The organism is Rhizobium sp. BK049, assembly GCF_014193135.1.
In the GTDB taxonomy this organism is placed as follows: Bacteria; Pseudomonadota; Alphaproteobacteria; order Rhizobiales; family Rhizobiaceae; genus Rhizobium.
The window spans coordinates 49,152-72,423 of record NZ_JACHYV010000023.1; the positions used below are offsets into that span (position 1 = coordinate 49,152).

Below are 23,272 nucleotides of genomic sequence, written 5' to 3' on the forward strand. Positions count from 1 at the left end.
AAGACCCGCGACGTTGAGCTAATCGTCGGCGGACGCAATACGGCGCTTCTTGATTAATGGCCCACTACCGAGGGGCAAAATAAGACGGTCTCGAAACTGCGCATCCGCTCCATTGGTGTGTGTTCATCAAGCTGCTAGCGCCGAAGCTTCACGGCCGGAGCGCCAATCCTCAGCCCCCTTGGCGCCGGCTTGGCCAACGACGGCAAACATCGGCACGAAATAGCGAGCGAACCGGAACTGCTGTGCCGTAACGTCGACCTGACACGGCCGCTGATCGCCTTAAACGCCATCGGCATGCCGTTCTCTGGAAACTCCGTCGTATGGAGCGCACTCGGCAGGCCGTCGACACTAGGTTCGAAGGACGGAATTGAAGCTGGCACCAAGGCCTGAGGAAAGCGCTCGTCCGAGTAGTCGCAGAAGGATGAGGATCACGCGCTGCCGGTAAGCACAGCGATCATCGTCCGGATTGAGCCCTTTTGGCTGACAAGGGGGTGAGCCGCCCGCCAGCACCACAGTGCCGGCGACGTCCTGCCAGCGTGCCCAGCCTCCAACGTCCGCTCCCTGGAGAGATAACGACGGCCGCAGCCTCTTTCCCTTTTGGGCCGGCAAACGCCAGCAATATTCGAGCTGCGCCTCCTCGTAAGCGAGAGCTGTGAGCTGAGATCGAGCAAATGCACTCCGTGTCATGGCATGAGAGCCCTGACGTCCCTGTCGTTCAGCGTCTGATCTAGCGTCGTTCTCGTGCGGGCAATGATCGCGTCAATATCACCATCAGTGCAGCAAAGCGGGGGCGCATAGCCTAACACACCATTGCCGAAAGCACGAATGATCAGCCCGTTTTCCCAAGCCCGGTCGAAAATCCGGCGGGAAGGATCCGCCGCTGCCGGAAGCGGCGTCTTCTTTGCCTTGTCGATGACAAGCTCGACGGCGGCCAGCATGCCGCGGCCCCTGATGTCGCCGACGAGCGGGTGATCGGCAAGGCCTTGCAGCCCTTCGACAAGGCGAGCGCCTGCCCGCCGGCCGTTTTCCAGAAGACCGCTCTCATAGAGGCGCAGGACCTCGAGCGCCACCGCGGCGCTGACCGGATGGGCGGAATAGGTATAGCCATGGCCCACGGCGGAACCGCCGGCGCCGTCGGCGATCGTGCTATAGACGTGGTCCGTCATGAAGACCGCGCCCATCGGCGCATAGCCGGAGGTCAGGCCCTTGGCGACGGTGAGGAAATCGGGAACCACATCGTCTTCGCTACAGGCGAAAAGCGGGCCGGTGCGGCCAAAGCCTGTGATCACCTCGTCGGCGATGAACAGGATGTCGAGTTCGCGGCAGAGATCGCGCATCGCCTTCATCCAGCCCCTCGGCGGCACCAGCACGCCGCCAGAACCCTGGATCGGTTCGGCATAGAAAGCGGCCACCCGTTCGGCGCCGATTTCCTCCACCTTCCGCCGCAGGGCGTGCCGTGAGGCATTGATGATCGTTTGTGCATCGGTACCCACGGGATTGCGATAGACATAATGCGAGGGGATCTTGTGCTGCCACTCGAACGGTATGCCGAAGCCGGCATGGAAGGCGGGAAGAGCTGTGAGCCCGGCGCCCACGGTCGAGGAGCCGTGATAGCCCTGTTCGAGGGAGACAAACTGGTCTTTCTGCGGGGTTCCCCTGGCGTGATAATAATAACGGATAAAGCGAACCGTGCTATCGATCGCATCCGATCCGCCCAGGGTGAAATAAACATGGTTGAGATTGCCCGGCGCCCGCTCAGCAAGCGCCGCGGCGAGGCGGATCGCCGGCTCCGAACCGAGACCGAAATAGGCAGTGGCGTAGGGCAGTTCTCGCATCTGCCGTGCAGCAGCCTCAACGATGCTTTCGTGTCCGTAGCCCGCGTTCACGCACCAGAGGCCGGCAAAGCCGTCGATGAGCTGGCGGCCGGTCATGTCGGTTACGCTCGCGCCGGACGCAGAGGACAGGACGCGCACACCGAGCGTTTCGTGGGTGCGATAGGAGGCGACCGGATGAACGAGATGGGCGCGGTCGAGTTCGATAAGGGAGTTGCTGTGCATCGTTATCTCCGTTCAGCCGAAAGCCTGATTGGCCAGGGCGAAGGTTGTGACATGGGGAGATGGATTGGTCTCGCCGCCGCGCTGCATCGCTGTCGCTCCACCGACATGGACGAGTCCACACTCGGCCAACCACTGCGACAAGCCGAGGTCCTTGGGTGTGTCGATGCGAAGAAATTTGTCGTTTCGAGCCGCTATTTGGAACAGGATGAGCTTGCGGGCATCCTCCGCATTCTTTGCTACCACGGGACCGATGACCTCACCGCGGCCAAAGGAACGCGTTGCTGAGAAACCTACGACATGTCCATCGCGCCGGATCACCGCAAACCGCCCGATATCCTTGATATAGGAAATCAGCTTGCTGCGATCAGCACCGAAGGCGACGTTGTCCAAGGCGGCTATTTCCGGGAGATCGCCGGATTGCATCCACTCGACATCCATCGGCGCCTCCACGGCCGCGCAGATGCCCTGACATTGCAAGATGTCGCCAACTTGGCGAAAGCCCACCTTTTCATAGAGCGGCAGGCCCTCCTGGGTCGCGACCAGTCTGCACGGCACACCGCGAGCACCATCAAGACCCGCTTCCATCAAGCGGCGGCCGAGGCCACGTCCGCGCATGGCTTCGGCGACGATGACCATATTTATTGTGGCGCAGCCTCCAAAGCGCGTCGTGAGCGTAGTGCCGACGACCTGTTCGTTATCCAGCACGACGACGCCTGTGCTCATTGCAAGTGCCGTTTCCCAATCCGCCAGCCTGTGTGGCCATCCGGCCTGTCGCGAAAGCGCCAGCGCGCCTGCAAGATGTTCGGCGCCAAACGGAACCATGTGGAGTTGGGTCATATGCATTGTCTGGATCCCTGCTTTTCTAAAAGGGAAGAATAACGTCGGCCGAAAAGAAGATCGTCCCGACAAATGGAGACTGGCGACATCTTTGACCGTGTTGGCGTGCGGTCACCGCATCTTATGCTGACAGCAAATCTGCGAATGGCTCGGTGCCTCAGCGGCTCGCGGTCGGAACTCTCTGCCAAATACCGACGAAATACGAAAGAATCTGCTTCGTAGAGTGGCAACTGCGGCCACTTACTCTGCATAACCCTCGTAGAATTGCTCATACGAACGCGCCTCGGGCATAACCAAGGACCAACTCGATGATTCGACCCCGATCGAAATCCACTAGCTTAGATTACGGGCGTGCAGTCCCAATGTTCGTGTCGGCAATCAATATCGACATCCAGAACAAAGTTGATCGTACACGCAAGCCGATCAACGGCTACGTGGAGATCAAGAGCATTTCAGCCGGCATTGGCCTCTAGCGGAGCAAGGCGATGAAGTTTGAATCCTACTGGCACGACACCGCAGTGAAATTCGCGGGCGCCTGCATCGGCCCCGTCGATGGCCACTATGATGTTGCCGTTATCGGCGGGGGCTTCACGGGGCTGGCCGCGGCGCGGCAGCTCGCAAAGTCGGGTGCGCGCGTTGCCGTGCTGGAGGCGAACCATATTGGCTGGGGTGCATCCGGTCGCAATGGTGGACATCTCAACAATGGGCTGGCCCACAGCTTCATCGCTGCCAAGAGTGAACTCGGCGTCGAACGCGCGGTGGCGCTCTACCGTGCCCTCGACGACTCGATAGACACGATCGAAAGGATCGTCGCCGAAGAAAAGATCGACTGCAATTTCCGGCGCGCGGGCAAGCTCAAACTCGCGTCAAAGCCGCAGCATTTCGACACGATCGCCCGGAATTTCGAAGCGGTGCATCGGGAGGTCGATCCGGATACCGCGCTGCTGACGGCGCGTGATCTTAAGACGGAAATTGGCTCTCCCTTCCATGGCGCGATGCTGTCGAAAAAGAGCGCCATGATGCATATGGGCAGGTATGTCGTTGGATTGGCCGATTCTGCGGTCAGACATGGCGCCACGATATTCGAAAGGGCTTCGGTAACACGGCACACAGTGACAGGGTCCAAGCACCGTCTGGAGACCTCCCGGGGGGAGGTAACAGCAGATCATGTCCTGGTCGCGACCGGCGCTTATGGGTCAGGACCTTCCTTCAACTATTTCCAGCGCCGCATCATTGCGATCGGCAGTTTCCTGATCGCGACCCGGCCTTTGAGCGAGGCGGAGGTGGCCGCCACCATGCCGGGCAACCGGACCTGCGCCACCTCCATGAACATTGGTAACTACTTCCGTCTGTCGCCTGACAACCGGCTGATCTTCGGCGGCCGCGCCCGCTTTTCCGCGACATCGGATCAACGTTCGGACGAAAAGAGCGGCGCCATTTTGCGGGCGAGCCTTGCCCAGATATTCCCGCAGCTCGCCAATGTCGAGATCGATTATTGCTGGGGCGGGCTGGTCGATATGACCAAGGACCGTTTTCCTCGGGCGGGCTATGTAGATGGTGTCTGGTATGCAATGGGCTATTCGGGCCATGGCGCGCAGCTCTCCACCCACCTGGGAATGATTATGGCAGACGCCATACTCGGCAAGGCGGATCGCAATCCGCTCAAAGGTCTGGAATGGCCCGCCGTTCCCGGCCATTTCGGCAAGCCCTGGTTCCTGCCACTCGTCGGGCTCTACTACAAGACCCTCGACAGATTTCAATAAGCGGCCCCTCCTCCCCTGCCGCCAACTAGGGCGCGGATCTCACGATCCGCGCCTTCTTTTTCGCCGATAGAATAGATGAAAGATCAAGGCCGAGTTTGCCGCGCTTGCTGACGTAGTCGGAACCAGGAGAATAGCTCCGCGGATGCCGGCGAAAGAACTCAAGCGGCCCCTCAGAGAAGACGTTCGAGCACTGCCCTCGCGATCGTCTCGGTCTTGTCTTTTCCGGGAATGACGCCGATCCCGGCCTTCGTCGTAGCTTCGATGGCGGACACTATGCGAGCGGCAGCGGCCGTCTCTCCGAGGTGCTCCAGCATCATGGCGCTCGACCAGATCGTGGCGATTGGATTGGCGATTCCGAGATGAGCGATGTCGGGCGCCGATCCATGGACCGGTTCGAACATGGACGGCGCTGAGCGATCCGGATTGATGTTGGCGGACGCCGCAAAGCCGAGCCCACCCTGGATTGCGGCACCGAGATCGGTGAGGATATCGCCGAACAGGTTGGAAGCGACAATGACGTCGAGCGATTCCGGCGCCATGACCATGCGCGCCGCCATCGCGTCGATATGATAGCTCGTCACCTCGACATCGGGATATTCGGCCGCCAGTCTTCGGGTGATTTCGTCCCAGAAAACCATGGAATATCGCTGGGCATTGGATTTGGTGACCGAGGCCAATTTGCCGCGCCGCATGCGAGCCTGCTCGAAACCGAAGCGCAGGATGCGTTCGACGCCTTTTCGGGTGAAAATGGAGGTCTCCACCGCCACCTCGTCATCTGTCCCCTGATGGATGCGGCCGCCAGCGCCGGAATATTCGCCCTCGGTGTTTTCGCGGATGCAGAGGATATTGAACGCACCGCTTTTCAGCGGACCCGAGACGCCCGGCAGCAGCCGGTGCGGGCGAATATTAGCATATTGTGTGAAAGCCTTGCGAATCGGCAGCAGCAGGCCATGCAACGAAACCGAGTCGGGCACTTCGGCCGGCCAACCCACGGCGCCGAGCAGGATCGCATCGAAGCGACTGAGTGTTTCGATCCCATCCCTCGGCATCATGGCGCCAGTTTGTTTGTAGAAGTCGCAGGACCAAGGAAAGGCCGTCCCTTCAAGCGAAAAGCCTGAAGTCTTCGCCGTGGCCTGCAGCACGTCCCAGGCGGCCTCGGTGACCGGCTTGCCGATGCCGTCCCCGGGCAGTAGCGCGATGGAATAGGTCTTCATGTCTGATCCTGGAGGTTGATGAGCACACTCTTGCTCTTGCGGTTGGCATGATAGGCTTCGCGTCCGAGATCCTTGCCGATGCCCGAACGCTTGTAGCCGCCCGTCGGCAGGATATGGTCGCGGGAGCGGCTGTAGCGATTGACCCAGATGGTGCCGGCCTGCAGCCGGCGCGTGGTTCGGATGGCGCGGTTGAGATCGCGGGTGAAGAGCCCCGCCGCCAGCCCGTAGGAGGGATGATCGGCCAGTGCGAGCGCCTCTTCCTCATCGGTGAAGCTCTGCACCGTCAGCACCGGCCCAAAGATTTCCTCCGTGATCGCAGGGGAGACCTGGTCGACATTCGACAGTAGCGTCGGAGCATAAAAATAGCCTTCCCGCTCGAGGCGGTTGCCGCCGGCAGGGCATTCGGCGCCTGCGTCGCGCGCCGCGCGCACAATTGCGTCGATCCGATCGATCTGACGCTCGGAGATGATTGGCGAGTAGTTAGAGCGCTCGTCCCAGGTCGGGCCGGGCTCGATCGTTGCCATTCGGGCGCGCAGGGCGGCGACCAGCGGCTCCATCGCAGCTTCCTCAACGATAACCCGTGAGCCCGCGACGCAGGCCTGTCCGGCGTTGGAGAGGATGCTGTTTGCGATCGCATTCGCAGCGAGCGTCAGATCGCTGTCGGAAAAGACGATTTGCGGACTCTTGCCGCCGAGTTCCAGCGTCATCGGCTTGACGCCTGTCCTGGCAATATTCGCCATGATCGCGGACCCGGCCCCCGTCGAGCCGGTGAAGCTGATCTTTCCGATATCGGGATGGCCGGTCATCGCCTGGCCCGTGGTCTGCCCGTCGCCAAGAACGATATTGATGAGGCCTTCCGGAATGCCGGCGCGGACGGCAAGTTGAGCAAGATAGAGCGTCGAAAAGGGCGTCATCTCCGAGGGCTTCAAGACAATGGCATTGCCCGCAGCAAGTGCCGGACCCAGTTTCCAGCCCGCCATGGAGAGTGGAAAATTCCACGGCGTGATCGCGCCGACGACGCCATAGGGCTCGGTCATGATCATGCCGAGGCTTAAGTCGTCCGTCGGCACGAGGTCGCTGCCTTCCTTGTCGGCGAATTCGGCGAAGAAGCGTATCTGCTCGGCAGTGACCGCGACATCGCCCTGAATGAGTTGACCGATCGGGCGCGTGGAGGAAACGGCTTCCAGCCGGGCAAGGGTTTCTCCTTCAGCCTCGATCAGGTCCGCCCAACGATGCATCGCATTGGTCCGCTCGCGCGGGCGACGGGTGGCCCAGCCGCTCTCGCGGAGCGCTCTCTTTGCAACGGATACCGCCTGATCGACGAGGGCAGCGTCGGCCACGGGGCAGTCGGCATAGGCGATGGCATCGGACGGCCGTTGCATCGGTAGCTCGCCCTTGGCGTCGATGTAGCGCCCGCCGATGAAATGACCTCTCGGCAACTCGATTGTGTCGGGATTGAAACTCAGAGCCATGGCCGTGTCCTTGCGGATATATGGGCGAGACCGCACGAGGCCTTTGTGACGACTATGTCTGTCGATAGGCTCGTGCGTTACTCGTGGGGATGTGGTCGGTGGTGCGGTTACATCACCGTCACGTAGATCTTCCTGACGGTTTCGATGGTGCGCCATGTGCCGGTAAAGCCCGGCTTCATGACAAAACTGTCGCCTGCCTTGTAGGTAACCGGTTCGCCATCATCCGGTGTGAGCTCAACGACCCCTTGGAGGATGTGGCAGAACTCGAAGGTCTCGCCTTTGATCGAGCGGGTGAGGCCTGGCGTTGCTTCCCAGACACCGGTATGGACGAGCCCATCGCGTGCCACATCCTGAGCCCAGGTCTTGAATGAGGGGTCACCGGAGATTAGCCGCTCCGGAACCGGTTTGGATTCGCGCGGGGCCTCTGTGCTGTTCGGGTCGATGGTCTTGAGTAGTGACATGGTTTCTCCTTTGTGTCCTGCTGTGGATCAGTAACCGCGGGTGCGGTCGACCAGTCCGATCGGGTCGAGGCCGGCGCGATGGCGCTTGATGTTCTCGATGACCGAGCGGGCGGCGGTTCCGGGCTGCGTCACGCTGGCGATGTGCGGCGTGAGCATGATCCTTGGGTGGCGCCAAAACGGATGTTCAGGCGGAAGCGGCTCCGGTTCGGTGACGTCGATCACCGCACCGGACAGTTGATGCATATCGAGTGCGTCGATCAGCGCATCATGATCGAGTTGAGCGCCGCGGCCGACGTGAATAAGCGATGCGCCGGGCGGAAGGGCCGCGAAGAGGCGTGCATCGAGTATGCCACGCGTCTCTTCCGTGAGCGGCAGCAGACAGACCAGAATGTCGGTCTCGCCGAGAAAGGACGCCAGCGACTCGGCGCCGTGATGACAGCGCACCCCATCGATCTGGCGCGGAGCACGGCTCCAGCCGGACAGTGGAAAGCCGAATGGCTTCAGCCGCGCGATCACCGCCTGCCCGAGCATCCCGAGACCAAGCACACCGATCCGGCGGTCTGCCGCCTGCCGGGCGGGCAGCGCCTGCCATTTCCCTTCAGTTTGCTGCATGAGATAGGCCTTGAGATTGCGGTGGAGCGCCAGCACCGCAAGCGTCACATATTCCTGCATCATGCGCACGATGCCATCCTCGATCATTCGGACGAGCTTCACCCCCGAAGGGAGGTTTTCAACCCGGAACTGATCGACGCCGGCGCCGATCGAAAAGACGATTTCCAGGTTTTTGAAGCGGTCGAGATCCGGCGGAGCGGTCCACGTCAGGACGTAACTGATATCATCGGGATCGACCTGCGTTGCATCCATGATGAAAGGGAGATCGGGCAGGTCGCGGGCGAATGCTTCGGCGAAGATGCGCCCTCGCTCTCGATCAGAATTGAACCAGAACGTCATTGGAATGCCTCAGTTTCGGAGTGTTTCAGCGAGCCGCTCGATCATCGTCTGACATGCACTGAGTTCGTCGCCACGGATGAACTCATCGGCCCGATGGGCTCTCGCGATATCGCCAGGGCCGCAAATGATCGCATCGATGCCGGCCGCTTGAAAAAGCCCGGCTTCGGTGCCGTAGCTCACGGCGGCGAGCGTTTCGACCCCTGTCAGGCCCTCCATTAGCGTAGCAAGTGGTGCATCGGCTGCGAGCGATAGCGCCGGATAGCTGCTCAGAAGCTCCCACTTTGTCTGAAATCCTCGCTGCTCAAGCCCGAGTGCGGCAAGCCTCACAGGCTCGAGGAGATCGGAGGGTGTCACTCCGGTGATCCCCCGGGCCTCGATTTCCGCCGTGAGGCAATCCGGAATGATGTTCACGGCTTGTCCGCCGGACACGGTTCCGACCTGGAGCGACGAATAGGGTGGCTCAAAGCACGGGTCCAATCGGCTGCTCTGTAGCGCGTCTCCGGCACGAACGGCGGCAAGCAGGACGCAGGCGAAGCCATGGATTGCATTCAGACCCTGATCAGGTCGCGACGAATGGCCGGATCGCCCGCGGATCTCGACTCTTGCTGCGGCCTTTCCCTTATGGGCGCGGATCGGACGCAGACCGCTGGGCTCGCCGATGATCGCGCCGATCGGCTTGGCGCAAAGCTCGGGCAACTGGCGGATGAGATGAGGCACACCTCGGCAGCCGGCTTCCTCGTCATAGGAAAATGCAAAATGCAGGGGGCGCGCGAGCGGAATTTCGGCAATTGCCGGCAGAGCAGCCAATAGTGCGGCGAGAAAGCCCTTCATGTCACTCGTCCCCCGGCCAAAGAGCCGATCACCGTCCGCCCGCAGGCGGAAAGGATCGGATGTCCAGGCCGTCTCAAGCGCGGGAACGACATCCATATGTCCGGAGAGAACATAGCCGGGCACATGATTGGGGCCGATCGTTGCAAACAGATTGGCGCGGTCACCTTCCGGCCCCGGCAACACCGTCACCTTGGCACCGCAGCGCTCTGCGTAGTCGGTGATCCATGCAACAATGCCATCGTTCGGCGTTCCGACGACGGAGGGAAAACCGACCAGGCGGTCGAGGATTTCCTTGGCGTTCATCGCAGGTCTCCTTGACGTAGCCGCCCAAGCGGCGCTCTGATCTCCACATTACGGCTTGGTGGGGACCATTTCCTGCCGAACGCTCCATGTTGAGCAGCAGGATCTATTGAATCCAGCTACGTCAAAGCAGAAAGTTTGGCGCACATCTCCGAAGTGAGAGACGTATTATGTTGCGGGAGCGTGCTATCTGCATCATGGTCGGTACGGCCACCTCGTCCAGGCGCCTTGCGCATCCAGCAAGTATCACAAAAGGTCATTCCGAGCCGTCCTTGTATATCTCGGCAAGGTCCGGCAAGTTCCAATTGCCACCGCTCAGCACTGCGCAGACCTTTTCATCCGACCTGACCTTTATGGAGCCCGCGAGCAGAGCCCCGATGCCGATCGAAGCTGCCGGCTCCGCAATCAGCTTGGCATCTTTTGCAAGTGCGCGCATGCCCGCGATGATGTCGTCGTCTTCGACGAGAATGATTTCATCGACGTATTTTTCAATTATTGGATACGGGTTCTGGCCCGGAACACTAATTCTCAGGCCGTCCGCGATCGTGTTTTTCAGGGGCAACGAGGTGCGCTGGCCGTTGATCCGACTCTGATAGTATTTCGGTGTCAGAGCAGGCTCAGCACCGATGACTCGAACCGACGGTTTGGTTTCTTTGATGGCGGTCGCAATTCCCGAGATCAGGCCTCCACCGCCCAAGGGAACTATGACCGTCTCCACGTCCTTCAAATCTTCCAGAATTTCACAGCCGATTGTGCCCTGACCGGCCATGACCAGCGGGTCTTCAAAGCCGTGGACGGTCGCGTAGTTGTTCTCTTCGGCGATTTCATAGGCCCGCTTCCATCTCGCGGCGGTGTCGCCATCAAAGACAATGACCTCGGCGCCCAATGCTTCGGTATTGGCAATCTTGATCTTAGGCGTGGTGGCCGGGACAATTATGACAACCTTCACACCGAGCATTCGAGCCGCGTATGAGAGTCCTTGGGCATGGTTGCCCGAGGAACTGGCGATGACGCCATTTGCGATGACTTCTCGCGGGAGCGAAAGCATCTTGTTGAGAGCGCCGCGAAGTTTGAATGCGCCGGTAATCTGCAGCGTTTCGGGTTTGAGATAGAGCTGACAACCTGCAGCCTTTTCGATCTTGTCCGCACGCAGCAACGGAGTGTGTCTGATATGGGGCGCCAATCGTTCCCGGGCTTCCCAAATGTCCTGAATAGTTGGATAGTCTAGCATGATGCTGCTCGCCTTAGTATATTGGAGTTCGCGTTTCCTTGATGGAAAGGATCGGCCTGAAGACTGCTTGTTTTTCGGCGCCGGATCGCGAGCGAACGATGTGCCCGCACGTGCTGGAACCTTCCAGCCGCTTTGCCAAGATCGTACCGGAGGTCAGGACTCGAAAAATTCGAAGAAGGTTCCAACTCTTCTCTCTATCGCATTGCTATAGATCTTCGATGCGGTTGTGTTGTCTTGGATTGCCATTCCAGTAGAGTCGAAAATGGTCACCTCATCGTCGTGTTCTCTTCCTGGTTTCCTTCCCAGCAATATCTCTCCGATTTCACCATGGATCCTGTCGTTGGTGATGACATGCCTATCGAGCGGATGCCATGTTTCGCCTTTCTCGCTGCACTGCGCGATCGAGTCGACGACGATTTTGGCATTTCTGAATACTTCTGGATCCAGTTCCTGTTTGCCTCGTTGGTCAGTGCCGACCGCGACGATATGCGTGCCCGGCTTTACCCAATCGGCTTCCACGAGTGAGCCTTTACCGCGTGTCGTCGTAACGAGGATATCCGCCTGCTCGACCGCGTCCTTCTTGGAACGCGCAATGACGACGGGAATGCCGAACTCGCTTTCAATATCTGCTTTGTAACGGGAAAGCGTATCCGCGCTATTGTCCCAGGCATGGATCTCCTCGATATTGATGACCTCCCGGATCGCTCGGATCTGCATTCTTGCCTGATTTCCAGTCCCGATGGATGTGATCCTGCGAGCATCTTTCCTCGCCAACACTTTTACGGAAACAGCTCCCGCGGCGCCGGTTCTCAAGCCCGTGATCAGGCTGCCGTCCATGACGCAGATCAGCGCCCCGTTTCTGGCGTCAAACAGCAGAATGGTTCCCATCCCGCTCGGCACCCCAAATGCAGTCGGATTGTTGACAAACCCTCCCGAGGACGTCTTCATCGAAATAAGTTCATTGGTTTTGTAGTGGCTGAGCTTGAAGTCGATTTCGCTACCCGGTGACGGGAGATGCATTCCTATATAATCGGGTTGCTCCACCTGATCGCTGTTGAAAGCTTTGTACGCCTCCTCGACGGCGCCAATCACGTCCCTCATAGTGATCAATCTGCCGACCTCTTCTTTCTTGAGAAGCAGAGTTTTCACGAACTTTCTCCCATCATTGGTACGAAGGCAAAAACGTCACGCTGGGCCTGCAAACTTAAGCCCGGCTATTGGAGGCCTGCCTGGCCGCCTTCGCGCCCAAACCAGATTGCTTGTGGTCACTTCGGTGGTGATCGCATCAGTTGTTGAAGCCGATCTTGCTGAATTTCGACGCCTCGGCCGAACGACGAGGCCGTTTCACACTCCCGGTGTCGCGAAATGCTACAAGGCCCAACAGGGTTGCGTTGACAATCGAATCGCCCCCAAGCCACTGACACAAACTGCCGAGCTCCTACCGAAACATGCGGACATGCCACGACGGAATGAGGTTAGTATGGTCTTCTCCTGCCGAAGGAGTCACCGAATTATGCTGCCGCAACAGCACGAAATTCCAAAATACTTGGCTCGTTTGGCATTTCTTGACGCCTCGCAGAGCTGATTTATGCTGCGGTTTCTGTGCGGCCCCCTGCAGTCTGTCGAACTTTGCTTTATCTAAGTTTAGCAAAGTTGCGTTGTCATCCCGACGCCGCAAATTTCGGGAGAAGATTTCGACACCCGAGGGCAAATTAGTGAAAGATGCCGAGTCTGACGTGCAATCATGAGGTCATTGGCGCTTGGTAGTAGCGTCGCCAAGGCCGTTCCACTGGTGACGGGCGAAGGAGCTCAAAGTCAATGCCGAAGTCTGTTCGACTTAAATCATTCGAGTTGGTGGCTCGGGATATCAACGAGATTGATGTCGGCTCGCTCCATGCCTTATCCGTGGCTGTCGGATGGCCACACCGTACCAAGGACTGGGATTGGCTTCGCCAGTTCGGTCGGGGTATAGCGGTAGTAGATAGCATCGGGCGGGTTTTCGGGAGCGCCATGTGGTTCCCCTACGGCCAAGAAGTTGCGATGATTGGCCTAGTGATCACCACCCCGCGCTCGCAAGCCCAGGGTAATGCCCGTTGGCTCATGGAGCAGGTATTCGAAGAATGTCGCGGCAGAAATCTGTATCTCAATTCAACTCGTGCGGCCCACAATCTGTATGTCTCGTTGGGTTTTGCAAACGAGGCGACGGTATGGATGCACCAGGGGACAGTTGCTTCCTCCCTGCCCAACTTGCCCGCTCCGAACGGTGATTTGACTGAAGCGGGGATCGATGCACTAGGGCAGATCATCGAACTTGATACCCAGGCGTTCGGTTGGAAGCGCGAGGAACTGATCTCGGCACTGGTTCCGATTTCCACTATCCAAACCCTCCGCCGCGATGGGAGGATCGTCGGCTATTCCATATGCAGGGAGTTCGGCCGCGGCCATGTGATCGGCCCTGTTGTAGCTAGCAACGACGATGACGCGCTTCAGCTCATTGCGGTCCATCTACGGAATCTGAAGGGCCAGTTTGCGCGCGTCGACACGCGCGAAACAGGACCATTGGTGAACTTTCTACGCGCGTGCGACCTTCAAGTGGCCGAACGAGTGACAACTATGTCGCGGGGCCAACTCCTTTTGAACCGTAAGGCCGGCGAACCTTGGATTTATGGCCTGGCTGGTCACGCACTCGGGTGAACCATAGCCCGTCCCGATGACGGCATTGCTAGCTTTAATCGGCTCATACACGCAGGAAGCCTGTGCAAAGGAGCCTCGGAATGCCAGCTCTTGGATCGCTCTCGCTTCGACTGCCGACGCTCGAAATGGCGCCTTTTCAGTATTCCAGCTAGTTCCGTCTCGTCAGTTGCCGTTAAAGGCAGACGCAATTGTTCCAACACAACGCGGCCTCGCGAACCGCTGCATTCGCTGGAGCAACTCAACTCAGGACACAACCAAATGCGAGACCCGCCGCCAGCGGAAGGTTGTGCGGGATTTGCTGCGACCGAAGAGACTTCTGCTGAAAGATGAAACATTCCGGCACATTCTGCCAAACGACTGCAACTATGCTTCGTCCATGCCGTACAGTTCACAGGAGCCAAGGACATGGATCGCTTCAGGCCTAAATACGTAACATTCGACTGCCATGGTACGTTGATCAACTTTCAGATGGCGGAAGCCGCTCGGGATCTGTTCGGTCATCTCCTGGACGGGCCGCGCATGAACGAATTCATCAAGAACTTCCAGGCGTACCGCATTGATGAGGTAATGCAGGATTGGAAACCTTACGCCGACGTTGTCCACAACGCCTTGGAGCGCACGTGCCGCCGTAATAAGGTTCACTTCCGGCCCGAAGACGCCGAAACCATCTACAACCGCGTACCGACATGGGGACCGCATCCGGATGTGCCCGAAGGACTAGCTAAGCTCGCCAAGGAAATCCCCCTTGTCATTCTGACAAATTCCATGGTGGCTCAGATCCCGTCGAACGTGGCAAAGCTCGGCGCGCCGTTTCATGCTGTCTACACTGCCGAGGAGGCAGGAGCCTACAAGCCGCACCTCAAGGCGTTTGAATATATGTTTGACATGCTCGGATGCGGACCGGAGGACATAACGCACGTCTCGTCGTCTTTCCGTCACGACCTCATGTCCGCCTATGATCTGGGTATCAAGAGCAAGGTGTGGGTCAATCGTGGCCATGAGCCAGCCAACCCCTATTATGAATACACCGAGATTCGCGATATTTCGCAGCTGCCCGGCGTTTTCGGACTCTAACTTGAATAAGGCGACCGCGGCTCACGAATCGAAAGACCCGCGAGCCAGTTGGCGGTGCTAGAGTGCCTGCTCTGATCTAGTCACACTAGGTCAGAGCTTCTAGCTCGGCCGCACGAAAAGCACCATAAACGGCGAGGATCTTCGAATTGGGTGATCGTGGTTTTGATGCCGATCGGGACTTCGGCCGGCTCAGCAGCCCCGCGGCTGCGGCCTTCCGTCAACCACCGCATGCTGCAGCATCGACAGAGGCTTTTTTTCGCGCCGCAGCCGCGATTCTCTCCACGCCGCCAGACCTGTCGGAACCCGACATTTCGGCAACACTGCTAAAGCGGCACTACGGGTTGGAAGGATCGATCGCGGTCTTGTCGTCTGAGGTCGAACGCACTGCTGAGGTCTCTCTGCTTGACGGTCGCCGATTGATCCTGAAGACGTCGGCACGACGTGAGGCGATCGACAGCTTCCGTTTCCAAAGCGCTGCCTTGGCGGCATTACAGAATAGCGCGGGATTTGTCGCACCCACACTTATTCGCACGAGTGGCGGCGCATTGATGTTTGAGGAAGAGGGTATTAGCGGTTACCTGCAGACCCGTATCGAGGGCATTTCTTTGCACAAAGAGACGCCAACACCTGGTCTCCTCTTTCGTACCGGAAGCGCTCTTGGCCGGCTGGACATGGCGCTTGGGCAAGTCAACCTACCCTCGGCCAAACGCCCCATTCTCTGGCATATCGGGTGCTGGTCGCGATTGATGGAACTAGAGGGATACCTACCGGCTGGAAGCGTAGCTGAAAGCGTTGGGGCAGCGATGGCGGAATACATGCGGATCATCGAGCCGCAGATCCAGAATTTGGATTGGCAAGTTACTCATAACGATCCCAGCCCGTTCAACACAATCGTTACCAGCGATGGCTTGGGTTTCATCGATTTTGGCGATGGCAGCTGGAGCCCAAGGATCCAAGATCTGGCGATCGCGGCAAGTCACGTCGTGACGGATCCAACTCTTCCTTTAGGCGGAGCCGAGCACCTCATTGCAGGCTATGCGGCGGTCGTTCCACTTTCTGCTCTCGAAGCAAAGCTGCTGGTCGGACTGATGCGGGCACGACAAAGCGCACTGATATTAGTCAATTACTGGCGCTCCTATCTCTTTCCGGCCGACGCGGAGTACATCAAAAAGAACGTCGCTCGTGCCGAGCGCGGCCTGTCTATCCTGGCGCCTCTTTCCACTGCATCAGGCGAGGCCGCAGTCCTCTCGGCAGCGTCAAAGCCTTCACCGAAACCTTAGACAGGCGGAGAACATGTCCACAGACCTTATGCCCAATCGCTTCAGACCAGGTGAGTCCGACCTCCCAGCGCGCGAAGCCGAACTCATTGCCCGCCGTGACGCAGTTCTCGGAGCATCTTATCGACTGCAATATAGACGGCCCGTGCATTTCGTTCGCGGTGAAGGCATGTGGCTTTATGATCCGGACGGCGAGGCTTATCTCGACTTCTACAACAATGTTCCCTCCCTCGGTCATTGCCACCCGGAGGTGAATGCGGCAATGGCAGAACAGGCGGCGCGTATCAGCGCCAACACGCGCTATCTCGAGCCAAGACTTGTCGACTATGCCGAGCGGCTGGTTGATACGTTCCCAGACGAGCTCGACCGCGTGGTCTTCACATGCACGGGCAGTGAATCCAACGATCTTGCCCTACGGATCGCGCGTCTCGTAAGTGGCGGCGAGGGGGTGATCGTCTCCTCGCATGCGTATCACGGCACGAGCGCGGCTGTGGCTGCGGTTTCGCCGAACTTGGGAGACGCCGTCAGGCTCAGCCCATTCGTGCGGATGGTTTCTCTCCCCGGCCCGGCAGGTATACCAGAAACGCAAGCCGCCGACTTTTTCGAGGCTCAGGTGCGTTCAGCAATAGCGGATCTGACCCGTCGCGGCATAGGCGTTGCCGCCCTGCTCATCGACAGCATCTTTTCAAGTGACGGGGTGTGGGTAGATCCGCCCGGTTTCATTGCGGGCGGAGTTGCGGCGGTGTGGGACGCGGGCGGCCTCGTCATCGCCGACGAAGTTCAGCCGGGTTTCGGACGAACTGGTGCTCATATGTGGGGCTTTGAACGGCACGGAATCGTACCCGACCTTGTAACTCTCGGCAAACCAATGGGTAACGGCTTTCCGATTGGGGCGGTCGTTGGTCGCAAAGCGCCCATGGAGCGGTTTGGCGCCACCGCTCGCTACTCGAACACCTTTGCCGGTAATACGGTTGGGATTGCGACTGCAGACGCCGTGCTAACGATCTTGCAGCGTGACCAAATTCCTCAAAACGCTCTTGCCATGAGCGAGCAGCTCAGAGTCGGGCTGGAGGAGTTAGCAAGGAAGCACGATGGCATTCGCGCCATCCGCAACGCAGGTCTATTCTTCGGCATCGACATCGGACCCGCGGAGATGCCGACGCTGGATAGGCGCGCAATGGCTCTGGATCTGGTCAATGCAATGCGGGATGATGGCGTGCTCATCAGCACGACAGGAGCCAATGAAGATACACTCAAAGTGCGCCCGCCGCTCATCTGCCAATCCGGAGACGTCGACCTGTTCCTTGTTGCCATCAGGCGTGCTCTGAACAGGGCCGGAGGTTAATGCCCTCGACAGGGGTTAGTTGCCACCCGCGGACACCAACCAACCCTAACCTGAAGGTCGTGGATGTCGTCAAGCTCGGGCGCTTCCCAGATCGATCCATGTTCTCCGGGTGGACGAACGAAGCCGCCGAGCATGCGGGGATTAGGTCACACCCAGCAGCGGTGGCCGACGACGAAATGGCAGCTTACTGCTTCCACTGATTCAAAGAACGTCAGCCAATGATATCGCCAATGGGATGGGACGCACTCAGGCAATGGGGTGAAGACGCGGTTCGCATCGAACGGCTGACGGGCGGCGTTGCCAACGACGTGTGGAGCGTTCGCGTCAACGGGAAGGTCGCCGTCGGTCGTCTCGGACGCAGAACCGACGCCGATCTCGCATGGGAAACCGAGCTGATCAAACACCCCGACCGTGAAGGCATGCACGTTCCAGTGCCGATCCCGACGACTGACGGCCGGCTGTTCGTGGACGGTCTGGTGGTGATGAGATACATCGAGCGCGGACCGCCCGAAACGGAATCCGACTGGCGTCGCATGGCTGATACGCTCCGCGAGCTGCATCGGTTGACGCAGGGCTGGCCGCAGCGCCCGGGCTGGCGATCATCGACCGACCTCCTTCACGCCGAAACCGGAACGAGGATCGACCTTGCCGCGATGTCGCCCGAGGGCGTTATGCGATGTCGAGCCGCGTGGGCGCGGCTCGTCGGACCTCAGACATGCGTTGTCCACGGCAACCCCAACAGTGCTGCCAACGTCCGCATGACCGCCGATCGGGTCGCGTTGATCGACTGGGACGAGTCACATGTCGACGCTCCCGACCTCGACCTGGTGCTGCCCGGCAATGCCGCCGGTCTCGACGACCGCGCCTATGACATCGCCACACAAGCGTCCGCCGCATGGGAAGCCGCCGTGTGTTGGCCGGACGAATACTCGGTCAGGCGGCTGGGCGAAGTTTGGCCGGTCTGAGGAGTTCGACGATCCGCTGACCTTGCCCCAGGTTTTATCCAGTTTTGAGTTGCTCTAGTGGATTTTGAAGTGCACCCCGAAATCGGCCGCGTGCTCAACCGGGCGAATTTCTGCAGTTCTCCATCCTTCATCCATGTTTTCCTGCCTCCGACCCTCCGGAACATCCGTGATGACAAGGGAGAAGCAATCGCCGTCCAGGTGGCAGACTATTTCGATGAGACCGAGGGCCGCGTCGAATATTGGACATTCTCTGCGATCCCGGCCGATAAGACGAATGAATTGCCTCGTCCCTAGTGAACGCCGGCAGCCTCTGCTTTATACTTGCCGCCTCCATTGGTGTTTGTCTGTTCGCGACGAACGTATGGAGGCGATTGAACTCCCGTTCCCCCTAGCAGTTGAACGTATTCGAACTATTCACCCAGCTATTTTCTCTCCCGGTGATATAAAGGACGTTCGGCAACCGGCATTCACACAGAAATTTTGGCGATCGGCTCCGTTCTGGTGAAAATCAAGGGTCTCCGAGAATACGTCTGAATGGGAGCGCAGTCGCCGGAGCCCCGACTCCCGATGGGCGCTGGGATGTTCAGCCGGTATGGATTGCCAGCAAATCAGCATAGACTGTCTGATTGCTCGCCAGCACCGGATGGCCCTGTAGCAAAGCTTCGCCTTCAGCCGGGAAGGTTAGATGAGTTCCACCTGCCTCCCTGACGAGGCAATAGCCGGCCATGCAATCCCAGGCACGCATATGAGGCTCGTAATAGCCAACAAGCCGACCAGCGGCCACATAGGCGAGCATCAGGGCACCGGAGCCATTGCGGATAAAATTCCCACCCTTGCCAAGCACGGCGGCGACAATCGCGCCTACCCGTTCCGGGGTGACATAGGTATTGCAGCCGATGCCCGTCATCGCATTCTGCAAAGTCCTCGACGGGTCGAGGCTGAGATTCTTGCCGTTCAGGCTCGCACCCATGCCCGCTGCCGCTGCGTAGAGTTCATCAGCGCATGGAACATGGATGACGCCGATCACCGGTACACCGCGGTGCAGAACCGCAATCGACACACACCACGTCGGCATGCCATTGACGAAGGGCGCCGTTCCGTCGATCGGATCGACTACCCATGTCAATCCCGACTGCCCTTCCTGATACCCGTATTCCTCGCCGAGAAATCCGTCTGCCCCAAAAGCTTCCGCCACGCGCCTGCGGATGAACGTCTCGACGTTACGGTCGGCAATGGACACGACATCCTGCAGATCCCGCTTCGTTTCGACCACGAGCGTTTCGCGCCTGTTGAAGTAGTCGAGCGCAATGGCGCCCGCCTCCTGTGCCATCGCTTTGGCGAAAGCGAAGCGTGTATCAAATTCGGTCTCTTGCAACATAATGCTGGTACCCCTTGCAATGGCTGTCGTCGGTGCGGGAATTGAGCGGCCCGCACCGACCGAATGTTCAGATATTAGAGGCTCACCCGCTGATAAGGGCGATGCCGCGGCTTCGAAATCCGAGCGTCGCGTCGGCGGCGGCCGGCAGGATGCGGTCGACGGCGTGGTCGACGATGAAGAGCGTGCCGACGTCGGTTTCGACCTCGTACTCGACATGATCTCCGAGATAGGCCGAATGCAGGATACGGCCGGCAAGCCCTTGTCCACGTCCCTCGGAAAGCGCGATGGCGCCGGGACGAACGGCAAGGCTTGCCGCACCCGGCGTCGCCCGACCGGCACGCACGCGGTGCTTGAAACCACCGATGCGGATTTCAGCATCGTCGCCATCGATGCCGACCACCTCACATGGGATGACATTCGCTTCCCCCATGAAATCGGCGATGAAGGCGGAAGCCGGCGCTTCGTAGAGATCGCGCGGGGCGCCGGACTGGGCGATTTCGCCATCCTTCATTACGATGATGCGGTCGGACACGGCAAGCGCTTCGTCCTGATCGTGGGTGACGTAGACGGCCGTGAAGCCCAGGCGCTGCTGGAGTTGGCGGATATCCGTGCGCACCTTGCGGCGCAGGCGTGCATCGAGATTTGAGAGCGGCTCATCGAGCAGCAGCACCTGCGGCTCCAGCACCAGCGCGCGGGCGACGGCCACGCGCTGCTGCTGGCCGCCGGAGAGTTCGGCGGGGAGGCGGTGGCCCATGCCGGCAAGACCGACGAGCGCCAGCCCCTCCTCCGCCTTCCCGCGTGCTTCCTTGCGGCTGAGGCCGGAGGATTCCAAGCCATAGGCGACGTTGTCGCGCGCATTCATATGCGGAAAAAGCGCATAGGACTGGAACACCATCGAGACATCGCGCTCGTTGGCCGGCAGCATGGTGACGTCCTTGCCGCCGATGAGAATTTTGCCGGCCGAAGGATGTTCGAGGCCGGCAAGCATGCGTAGCGTCGTCGTCTTGCCGCAGCCGGAGGGGCCGAGCAGGGTCACGAGCGTGCCGGGCTCGATGGTGAGCGAAAGGTCGGGAATTGCAGTGAAGGCGCCGAACGTCTTGCGCACGTTCTGGAAGACGACGGATCCGGCTTTCTGGTTGATCATGCGATTTTCTCCTGACGAGAGGAAGCGGAGGTGGCGAGGCCGGCGACGCGGTTGTCACGGCGCAGGCGCCGCTCCCCCACGATGAGCTGGAAGCCGGCGATGACGGTGATCATCACGACGATCAGCATGGAGGAATAAGCGATCGCCACGCCGTATTCGCCATTCTCGACGAGGCCGACGATGTAGGAGGTCGCCATGTTGTACTCGGCGCTGACTAGGAAGATCACGGCGCTGATGGAGGTGATGGCACGCACGAAGGAATAGACGAGCGCAGCAGTGATGGCGGGGCGCAAGAGCGGCAGGATGACCTTGCGGATAGTGCGGAAACTGTTGGCCCGGAGCGTCAGGGAGGCCTCGTCCAGGCTCTTGTCGAGCTGGCTCATCGCCGCGATGCCGCCGCGCACGCCGACCGGCATGTTGCGGAAGACGAAGCAGGCGATCAGGATCAGCGCCGAGCCGGTCATTTCGAGCGGCGGCAGGTTGAAGGCCATGATGTAGCTGACGCCGATGACCGTGCCGGGAATGGCAAAGCTCATCATCAGGGCGAATTCGAAGGCATTCTTGCCGGCGAATTTCTGACGCACGATGATGTAGGCTGTCAGCAGACCGACGGCGGCGGTCAGCGGGGCGGAGATCAGCGCGATCTCCATCGTTGTCCAAAACGAGTTCCAGGCGACACCCGTCCAGGCGATCCCGTTTTCGAAGCTGATCGAAAAGGCCTTGGCGTAGTGGTCGAGCGTCAGCGAATTGTCGAGGCCCCATGTCTTCACGAAGCCGCCGATCAGGATCATGCCGTAGATGACGAGCGTGAAGAGGATCCAGGGGATGACGACGGCGTGAACGCCGATCGACAGCCCACGCGGCAAGGCGATATGCGATCCGCTGTCGCCCTTGCCGGTGACGGTGGCAAAGTTCTTGCCCGACAGCCAGACGCGCTGGGCGAGGAAGGCGGAGAGCGTGAAGGCGAGCAGCACCATGGCGAGCACGGCAGCGCGCGAGGGGTCATTCTGCGAGCCGACGACGGCGAAGAAGATTTCCGTCGAGAGCACGCCATGGCTGCCGCCCAGCACCAGCGGATTGCCGAAGTCGGCCATGCTTTCGATGAAGCCGATGAGGAAGGCGTTGGCGAGACCGGGCTTCATCAGTGGCAGCGACACCCGCCGGAAGGTGCGCCAACGGTCGGCGCGCAGCGTCGTGGAGGCCTCCCCCATCGACGGGCTGACGCCTTCGACGACGCCGATCAGCACGAGGAAGGAGATCGGCGTGAAGGACAGCACCTGCGCGATCCAGATGCCGGTGAGGCCATACAGCCAGCGGCCGGGCTCGAGGCCGAACAGTTCCGACAGCCCCTGCGTGACGACACCGGCGCGGCCGAAGAGCAGCGTGAGTGCCAGACCGATCACGAAGGGCGGCGTGATGATCGGCAGGATCGTCAGCAGCCGCAGGCCCTTCTTGAAGGGAAAGCGCGTGCGGGTGGCGACGAGCGCGAAGGCAAGGCCGAGCAGGGTCGAGCCGAGGCCGGTCATGATGGCCAGCCACAGCGTGCGCCAGGCGACGCCGCAGCGGCCGGCCCCGATGACACAGTTCAGGCTCCAGATGCTCGGATCCTGGATGTTGCGGATGAAGTTATCCGCATTGAACGACCCGTCGAAATCCTGCACCGAACCGACGAACATGCTGCCAATCGGGTAGAAGACGAATACTGCGACGAGGAAGACCAGCAGGGCGATTGCGCTGACGACGAAGGCATCGCCCTTCATCACGCCGCGCTCGGCAAGGCCGAAGGCGAAGAGCAGCACGAAGGTGATGGAAGAGAGGACCGCGCCTGCCCCCATGGCAGGCTGGCCGGTCGAGAGCGGGCCGAAGAGCGTGTCGCTTACCGTCCAGTTCCAACCGGAAAAGCCGATGGCGAGGCCCTGGAGCGAGAGGAAGAGAACGCCGATCGCGCCGATCCAGGCGAGCACGGCGCCGCGGCGCATGGGGTCCGCCATGCCGCGAGCCGCGACCGCCAGGAGAACGAGCACGAGCGCAGCGGCAAGCCATAGCCGGCCATGGGCGAATATCTGTACGAGACCGGGGGCGGCCTCCGTGGAAAGGGGGAAACCGGCCAGCCAACCGAGCCCGAAGAAGCCGTTCTCGATCCGATACCAGGGCAACAGGGTCAATGCGACCACGCCCAGGAGCAGGACCACGTCCAGCCTGCGATTGCCATGTCTCATGGCTGACCTCGCTGTTTTTGAGTGTAGGAGGGCGGCGCCTGTGGAGGCAGGCGCCGCCT

19 protein-coding genes and 2 pseudogenes are annotated in these 23,272 nt (G+C 59.9%); 9 read left to right on the forward strand and 12 right to left on the reverse strand.

Annotation, left to right across the window (positions count from 1 at the left end; all coding sequences use genetic code 11):
• Positions 1–189: 189 nt before the first annotated feature.
• Complete coding sequence (locus FHT70_RS22035; protein ID WP_183704826.1) at positions 190–390, forward strand: hypothetical protein; 201 nt, start codon at positions 190–192, stop codon at positions 388–390.
• A 293-nt stretch (positions 391–683) separates the two neighbouring features.
• On the opposite strand, the gene FHT70_RS22040 is transcribed toward FHT70_RS22035, so the two are convergent.
• Together FHT70_RS22040 and FHT70_RS22045 are read right to left on the reverse strand one after the other, a co-directional pair.
• Entirely contained in the window at positions 684–2,057 is a 1,374-nt protein-coding gene (locus FHT70_RS22040) for an aspartate aminotransferase family protein (protein WP_183704827.1), read from the reverse strand.
• A gap of 12 nt (positions 2,058–2,069) precedes the next feature.
• Positions 2,070–2,900 (reverse strand): GNAT family N-acetyltransferase, encoded by an 831-nt coding sequence (locus FHT70_RS22045; protein WP_183704917.1) that lies wholly within the window; start codon positions 2,898–2,900, stop codon positions 2,070–2,072.
• A 479-nt stretch (positions 2,901–3,379) separates the two neighbouring features.
• Between FHT70_RS22045 and FHT70_RS22050 the strand changes: the two genes are divergently transcribed.
• A complete protein-coding gene (locus FHT70_RS22050) occupies positions 3,380–4,657 on the forward strand; it encodes an FAD-binding oxidoreductase (RefSeq protein WP_183704828.1) in 1,278 nt (425 codons plus the stop codon).
• A 170-nt stretch (positions 4,658–4,827) separates the two neighbouring features.
• Here the strand turns inward: FHT70_RS22050 and FHT70_RS22055 are convergent, their stop codons facing one another.
• The 7 genes from FHT70_RS22055 to FHT70_RS22085 form a co-directional block, all read right to left on the reverse strand.
• Complete coding sequence (locus FHT70_RS22055) at positions 4,828–5,871, reverse strand: tartrate dehydrogenase (protein WP_183704829.1); 1,044 nt, start codon at positions 5,869–5,871, stop codon at positions 4,828–4,830.
• On the reverse strand, positions 5,868–7,343 hold the full coding sequence (locus FHT70_RS22060) for an aldehyde dehydrogenase family protein (RefSeq protein ID WP_183704830.1): 1,476 nt from the start codon (positions 7,341–7,343) through the stop codon (positions 5,868–5,870). Before FHT70_RS22060 ends, FHT70_RS22055 begins: the two co-directional genes overlap by 4 nt.
• A 107-nt stretch (positions 7,344–7,450) precedes the next feature.
• Positions 7,451–7,804, reverse strand: a complete 354-nt coding sequence (locus FHT70_RS22065) for a cupin domain-containing protein (RefSeq protein ID WP_113398673.1) — start codon at positions 7,802–7,804, stop codon at positions 7,451–7,453.
• A 27-nt stretch (positions 7,805–7,831) separates the two neighbouring features.
• On the reverse strand, positions 7,832–8,755 hold the full coding sequence (locus tag FHT70_RS22070) for a glyoxylate/hydroxypyruvate reductase A (RefSeq protein ID WP_183704831.1): 924 nt from the start codon (positions 8,753–8,755) through the stop codon (positions 7,832–7,834).
• A 9-nt stretch (positions 8,756–8,764) separates the two neighbouring features.
• The gene (gene argE / locus FHT70_RS22075; RefSeq protein ID WP_183704833.1) at positions 8,765–9,889 is read right to left on the reverse strand and encodes an acetylornithine deacetylase; all 1,125 of its coding nucleotides are present in this window, start codon (positions 9,887–9,889) and stop codon (positions 8,765–8,767) included.
• A 253-nt stretch (positions 9,890–10,142) separates the two neighbouring features.
• Positions 10,143–11,117 (reverse strand): threonine/serine dehydratase, encoded by a 975-nt coding sequence (locus FHT70_RS22080; protein WP_183704835.1) that lies wholly within the window; start codon positions 11,115–11,117, stop codon positions 10,143–10,145.
• A gap of 153 nt (positions 11,118–11,270) precedes the next feature.
• Positions 11,271–12,266, reverse strand: a complete 996-nt coding sequence (locus FHT70_RS22085; protein ID WP_183704837.1) for an ornithine cyclodeaminase family protein — start codon at positions 12,264–12,266, stop codon at positions 11,271–11,273.
• Between the two features lie 669 nt (positions 12,267–12,935).
• Here FHT70_RS22085 and FHT70_RS22090 point away from each other — a divergent pair.
• The 7 genes and pseudogenes from FHT70_RS22090 to FHT70_RS30735 form a co-directional block, all read left to right on the forward strand.
• Positions 12,936–13,811, forward strand: a complete 876-nt coding sequence (locus FHT70_RS22090) for a GNAT family N-acetyltransferase (RefSeq protein ID WP_183704839.1) — start codon at positions 12,936–12,938, stop codon at positions 13,809–13,811.
• 405 nt (positions 13,812–14,216) lie between these two features.
• Positions 14,217–14,885: a haloacid dehalogenase type II gene (locus FHT70_RS22095; protein WP_183704841.1), complete on the forward strand. Its 669-nt coding sequence runs from the start codon at positions 14,217–14,219 to the stop codon at positions 14,883–14,885.
• 146 nt (positions 14,886–15,031) lie between these two features.
• Complete coding sequence (locus tag FHT70_RS22100; protein ID WP_183704843.1) at positions 15,032–16,165, forward strand: phosphotransferase; 1,134 nt, start codon at positions 15,032–15,034, stop codon at positions 16,163–16,165.
• Between the two features lie 13 nt (positions 16,166–16,178).
• Entirely contained in the window at positions 16,179–17,507 is a 1,329-nt protein-coding gene (locus FHT70_RS22105; RefSeq protein ID WP_183704845.1) for an aspartate aminotransferase family protein, read from the forward strand.
• A 38-nt stretch (positions 17,508–17,545) separates the two neighbouring features.
• Positions 17,546–17,623 (forward strand): annotated as a pseudogene (locus tag FHT70_RS22110) (histidinol phosphatase); the annotation flags it as partial.
• A gap of 114 nt (positions 17,624–17,737) precedes the next feature.
• Complete coding sequence (locus FHT70_RS22115) at positions 17,738–18,472, forward strand: phosphotransferase (protein ID WP_183704847.1); 735 nt, start codon at positions 17,738–17,740, stop codon at positions 18,470–18,472.
• Between the two features lie 81 nt (positions 18,473–18,553).
• Positions 18,554–18,733 (forward strand): annotated as a pseudogene (locus FHT70_RS30735) (SAM-dependent methyltransferase); the annotation flags it as partial.
• Between the two features lie 322 nt (positions 18,734–19,055).
• Here the strand turns inward: FHT70_RS30735 and FHT70_RS22120 are convergent.
• The 3 genes from FHT70_RS22120 to FHT70_RS22130 all read right to left on the reverse strand — a co-directional run bounded on the left by FHT70_RS22120 (position 19,056) and on the right by FHT70_RS22130 (position 23,213).
• On the reverse strand, positions 19,056–19,853 hold the full coding sequence (locus FHT70_RS22120) for an inositol monophosphatase family protein (RefSeq protein WP_183704926.1): 798 nt from the start codon (positions 19,851–19,853) through the stop codon (positions 19,056–19,058).
• A 79-nt stretch (positions 19,854–19,932) separates the two neighbouring features.
• Positions 19,933–20,994, reverse strand: coding sequence for an ABC transporter ATP-binding protein (locus FHT70_RS22125; RefSeq protein WP_183704849.1), 1,062 nt, complete (start codon positions 20,992–20,994; stop codon positions 19,933–19,935).
• Entirely contained in the window at positions 20,991–23,213 is a 2,223-nt protein-coding gene (locus FHT70_RS22130) for an iron ABC transporter permease (RefSeq protein ID WP_183704851.1), read from the reverse strand. Before FHT70_RS22130 ends, FHT70_RS22125 begins: the two co-directional genes overlap by 4 nt.
• Positions 23,214–23,272 lie beyond the last annotated feature (59 nt).

Bases quoted from the DNA above. Each gene is read 5' to 3' on its own strand.
- FHT70_RS22040 (WP_183704827.1), bottom strand. From the start codon at position 2,057: ATGCACAGCAACTCCCTTATCGAACTCGACCGCGCCCATCTCGTTCAT.
- FHT70_RS22045 (WP_183704917.1), bottom strand. From the start codon at position 2,900: ATGCATATGACCCAACTCCACATGGTTCCGTTTGGCGCCGAACATCTT.
- FHT70_RS22050 (WP_183704828.1), top strand. From the start codon at position 3,380: ATGAAGTTTGAATCCTACTGGCACGACACCGCAGTGAAATTCGCGGGC.
- FHT70_RS22055 (WP_183704829.1), bottom strand. From the start codon at position 5,871: ATGAAGACCTATTCCATCGCGCTACTGCCCGGGGACGGCATCGGCAAG.
- FHT70_RS22060 (WP_183704830.1), bottom strand. From the start codon at position 7,343: ATGGCTCTGAGTTTCAATCCCGACACAATCGAGTTGCCGAGAGGTCAT.
- FHT70_RS22065 (WP_113398673.1), bottom strand. From the start codon at position 7,804: ATGTCACTACTCAAGACCATCGACCCGAACAGCACAGAGGCCCCGCGC.
- FHT70_RS22070 (WP_183704831.1), bottom strand. From the start codon at position 8,755: ATGACGTTCTGGTTCAATTCTGATCGAGAGCGAGGGCGCATCTTCGCC.
- argE (WP_183704833.1), bottom strand. From the start codon at position 9,889: ATGAACGCCAAGGAAATCCTCGACCGCCTGGTCGGTTTTCCCTCCGTC.
- FHT70_RS22080 (WP_183704835.1), bottom strand. From the start codon at position 11,117: ATGCTAGACTATCCAACTATTCAGGACATTTGGGAAGCCCGGGAACGA.
- FHT70_RS22090 (WP_183704839.1), top strand. From the start codon at position 12,936: ATGCCGAAGTCTGTTCGACTTAAATCATTCGAGTTGGTGGCTCGGGAT.
- FHT70_RS22095 (WP_183704841.1), top strand. From the start codon at position 14,217: ATGGATCGCTTCAGGCCTAAATACGTAACATTCGACTGCCATGGTACG.
- FHT70_RS22105 (WP_183704845.1), top strand. From the start codon at position 16,179: ATGTCCACAGACCTTATGCCCAATCGCTTCAGACCAGGTGAGTCCGAC.
- FHT70_RS22115 (WP_183704847.1), top strand. From the start codon at position 17,738: ATGGGATGGGACGCACTCAGGCAATGGGGTGAAGACGCGGTTCGCATC.
- FHT70_RS22125 (WP_183704849.1), bottom strand. From the start codon at position 20,994: ATGATCAACCAGAAAGCCGGATCCGTCGTCTTCCAGAACGTGCGCAAG.
- FHT70_RS22130 (WP_183704851.1), bottom strand. From the start codon at position 23,213: ATGAGACATGGCAATCGCAGGCTGGACGTGGTCCTGCTCCTGGGCGTG.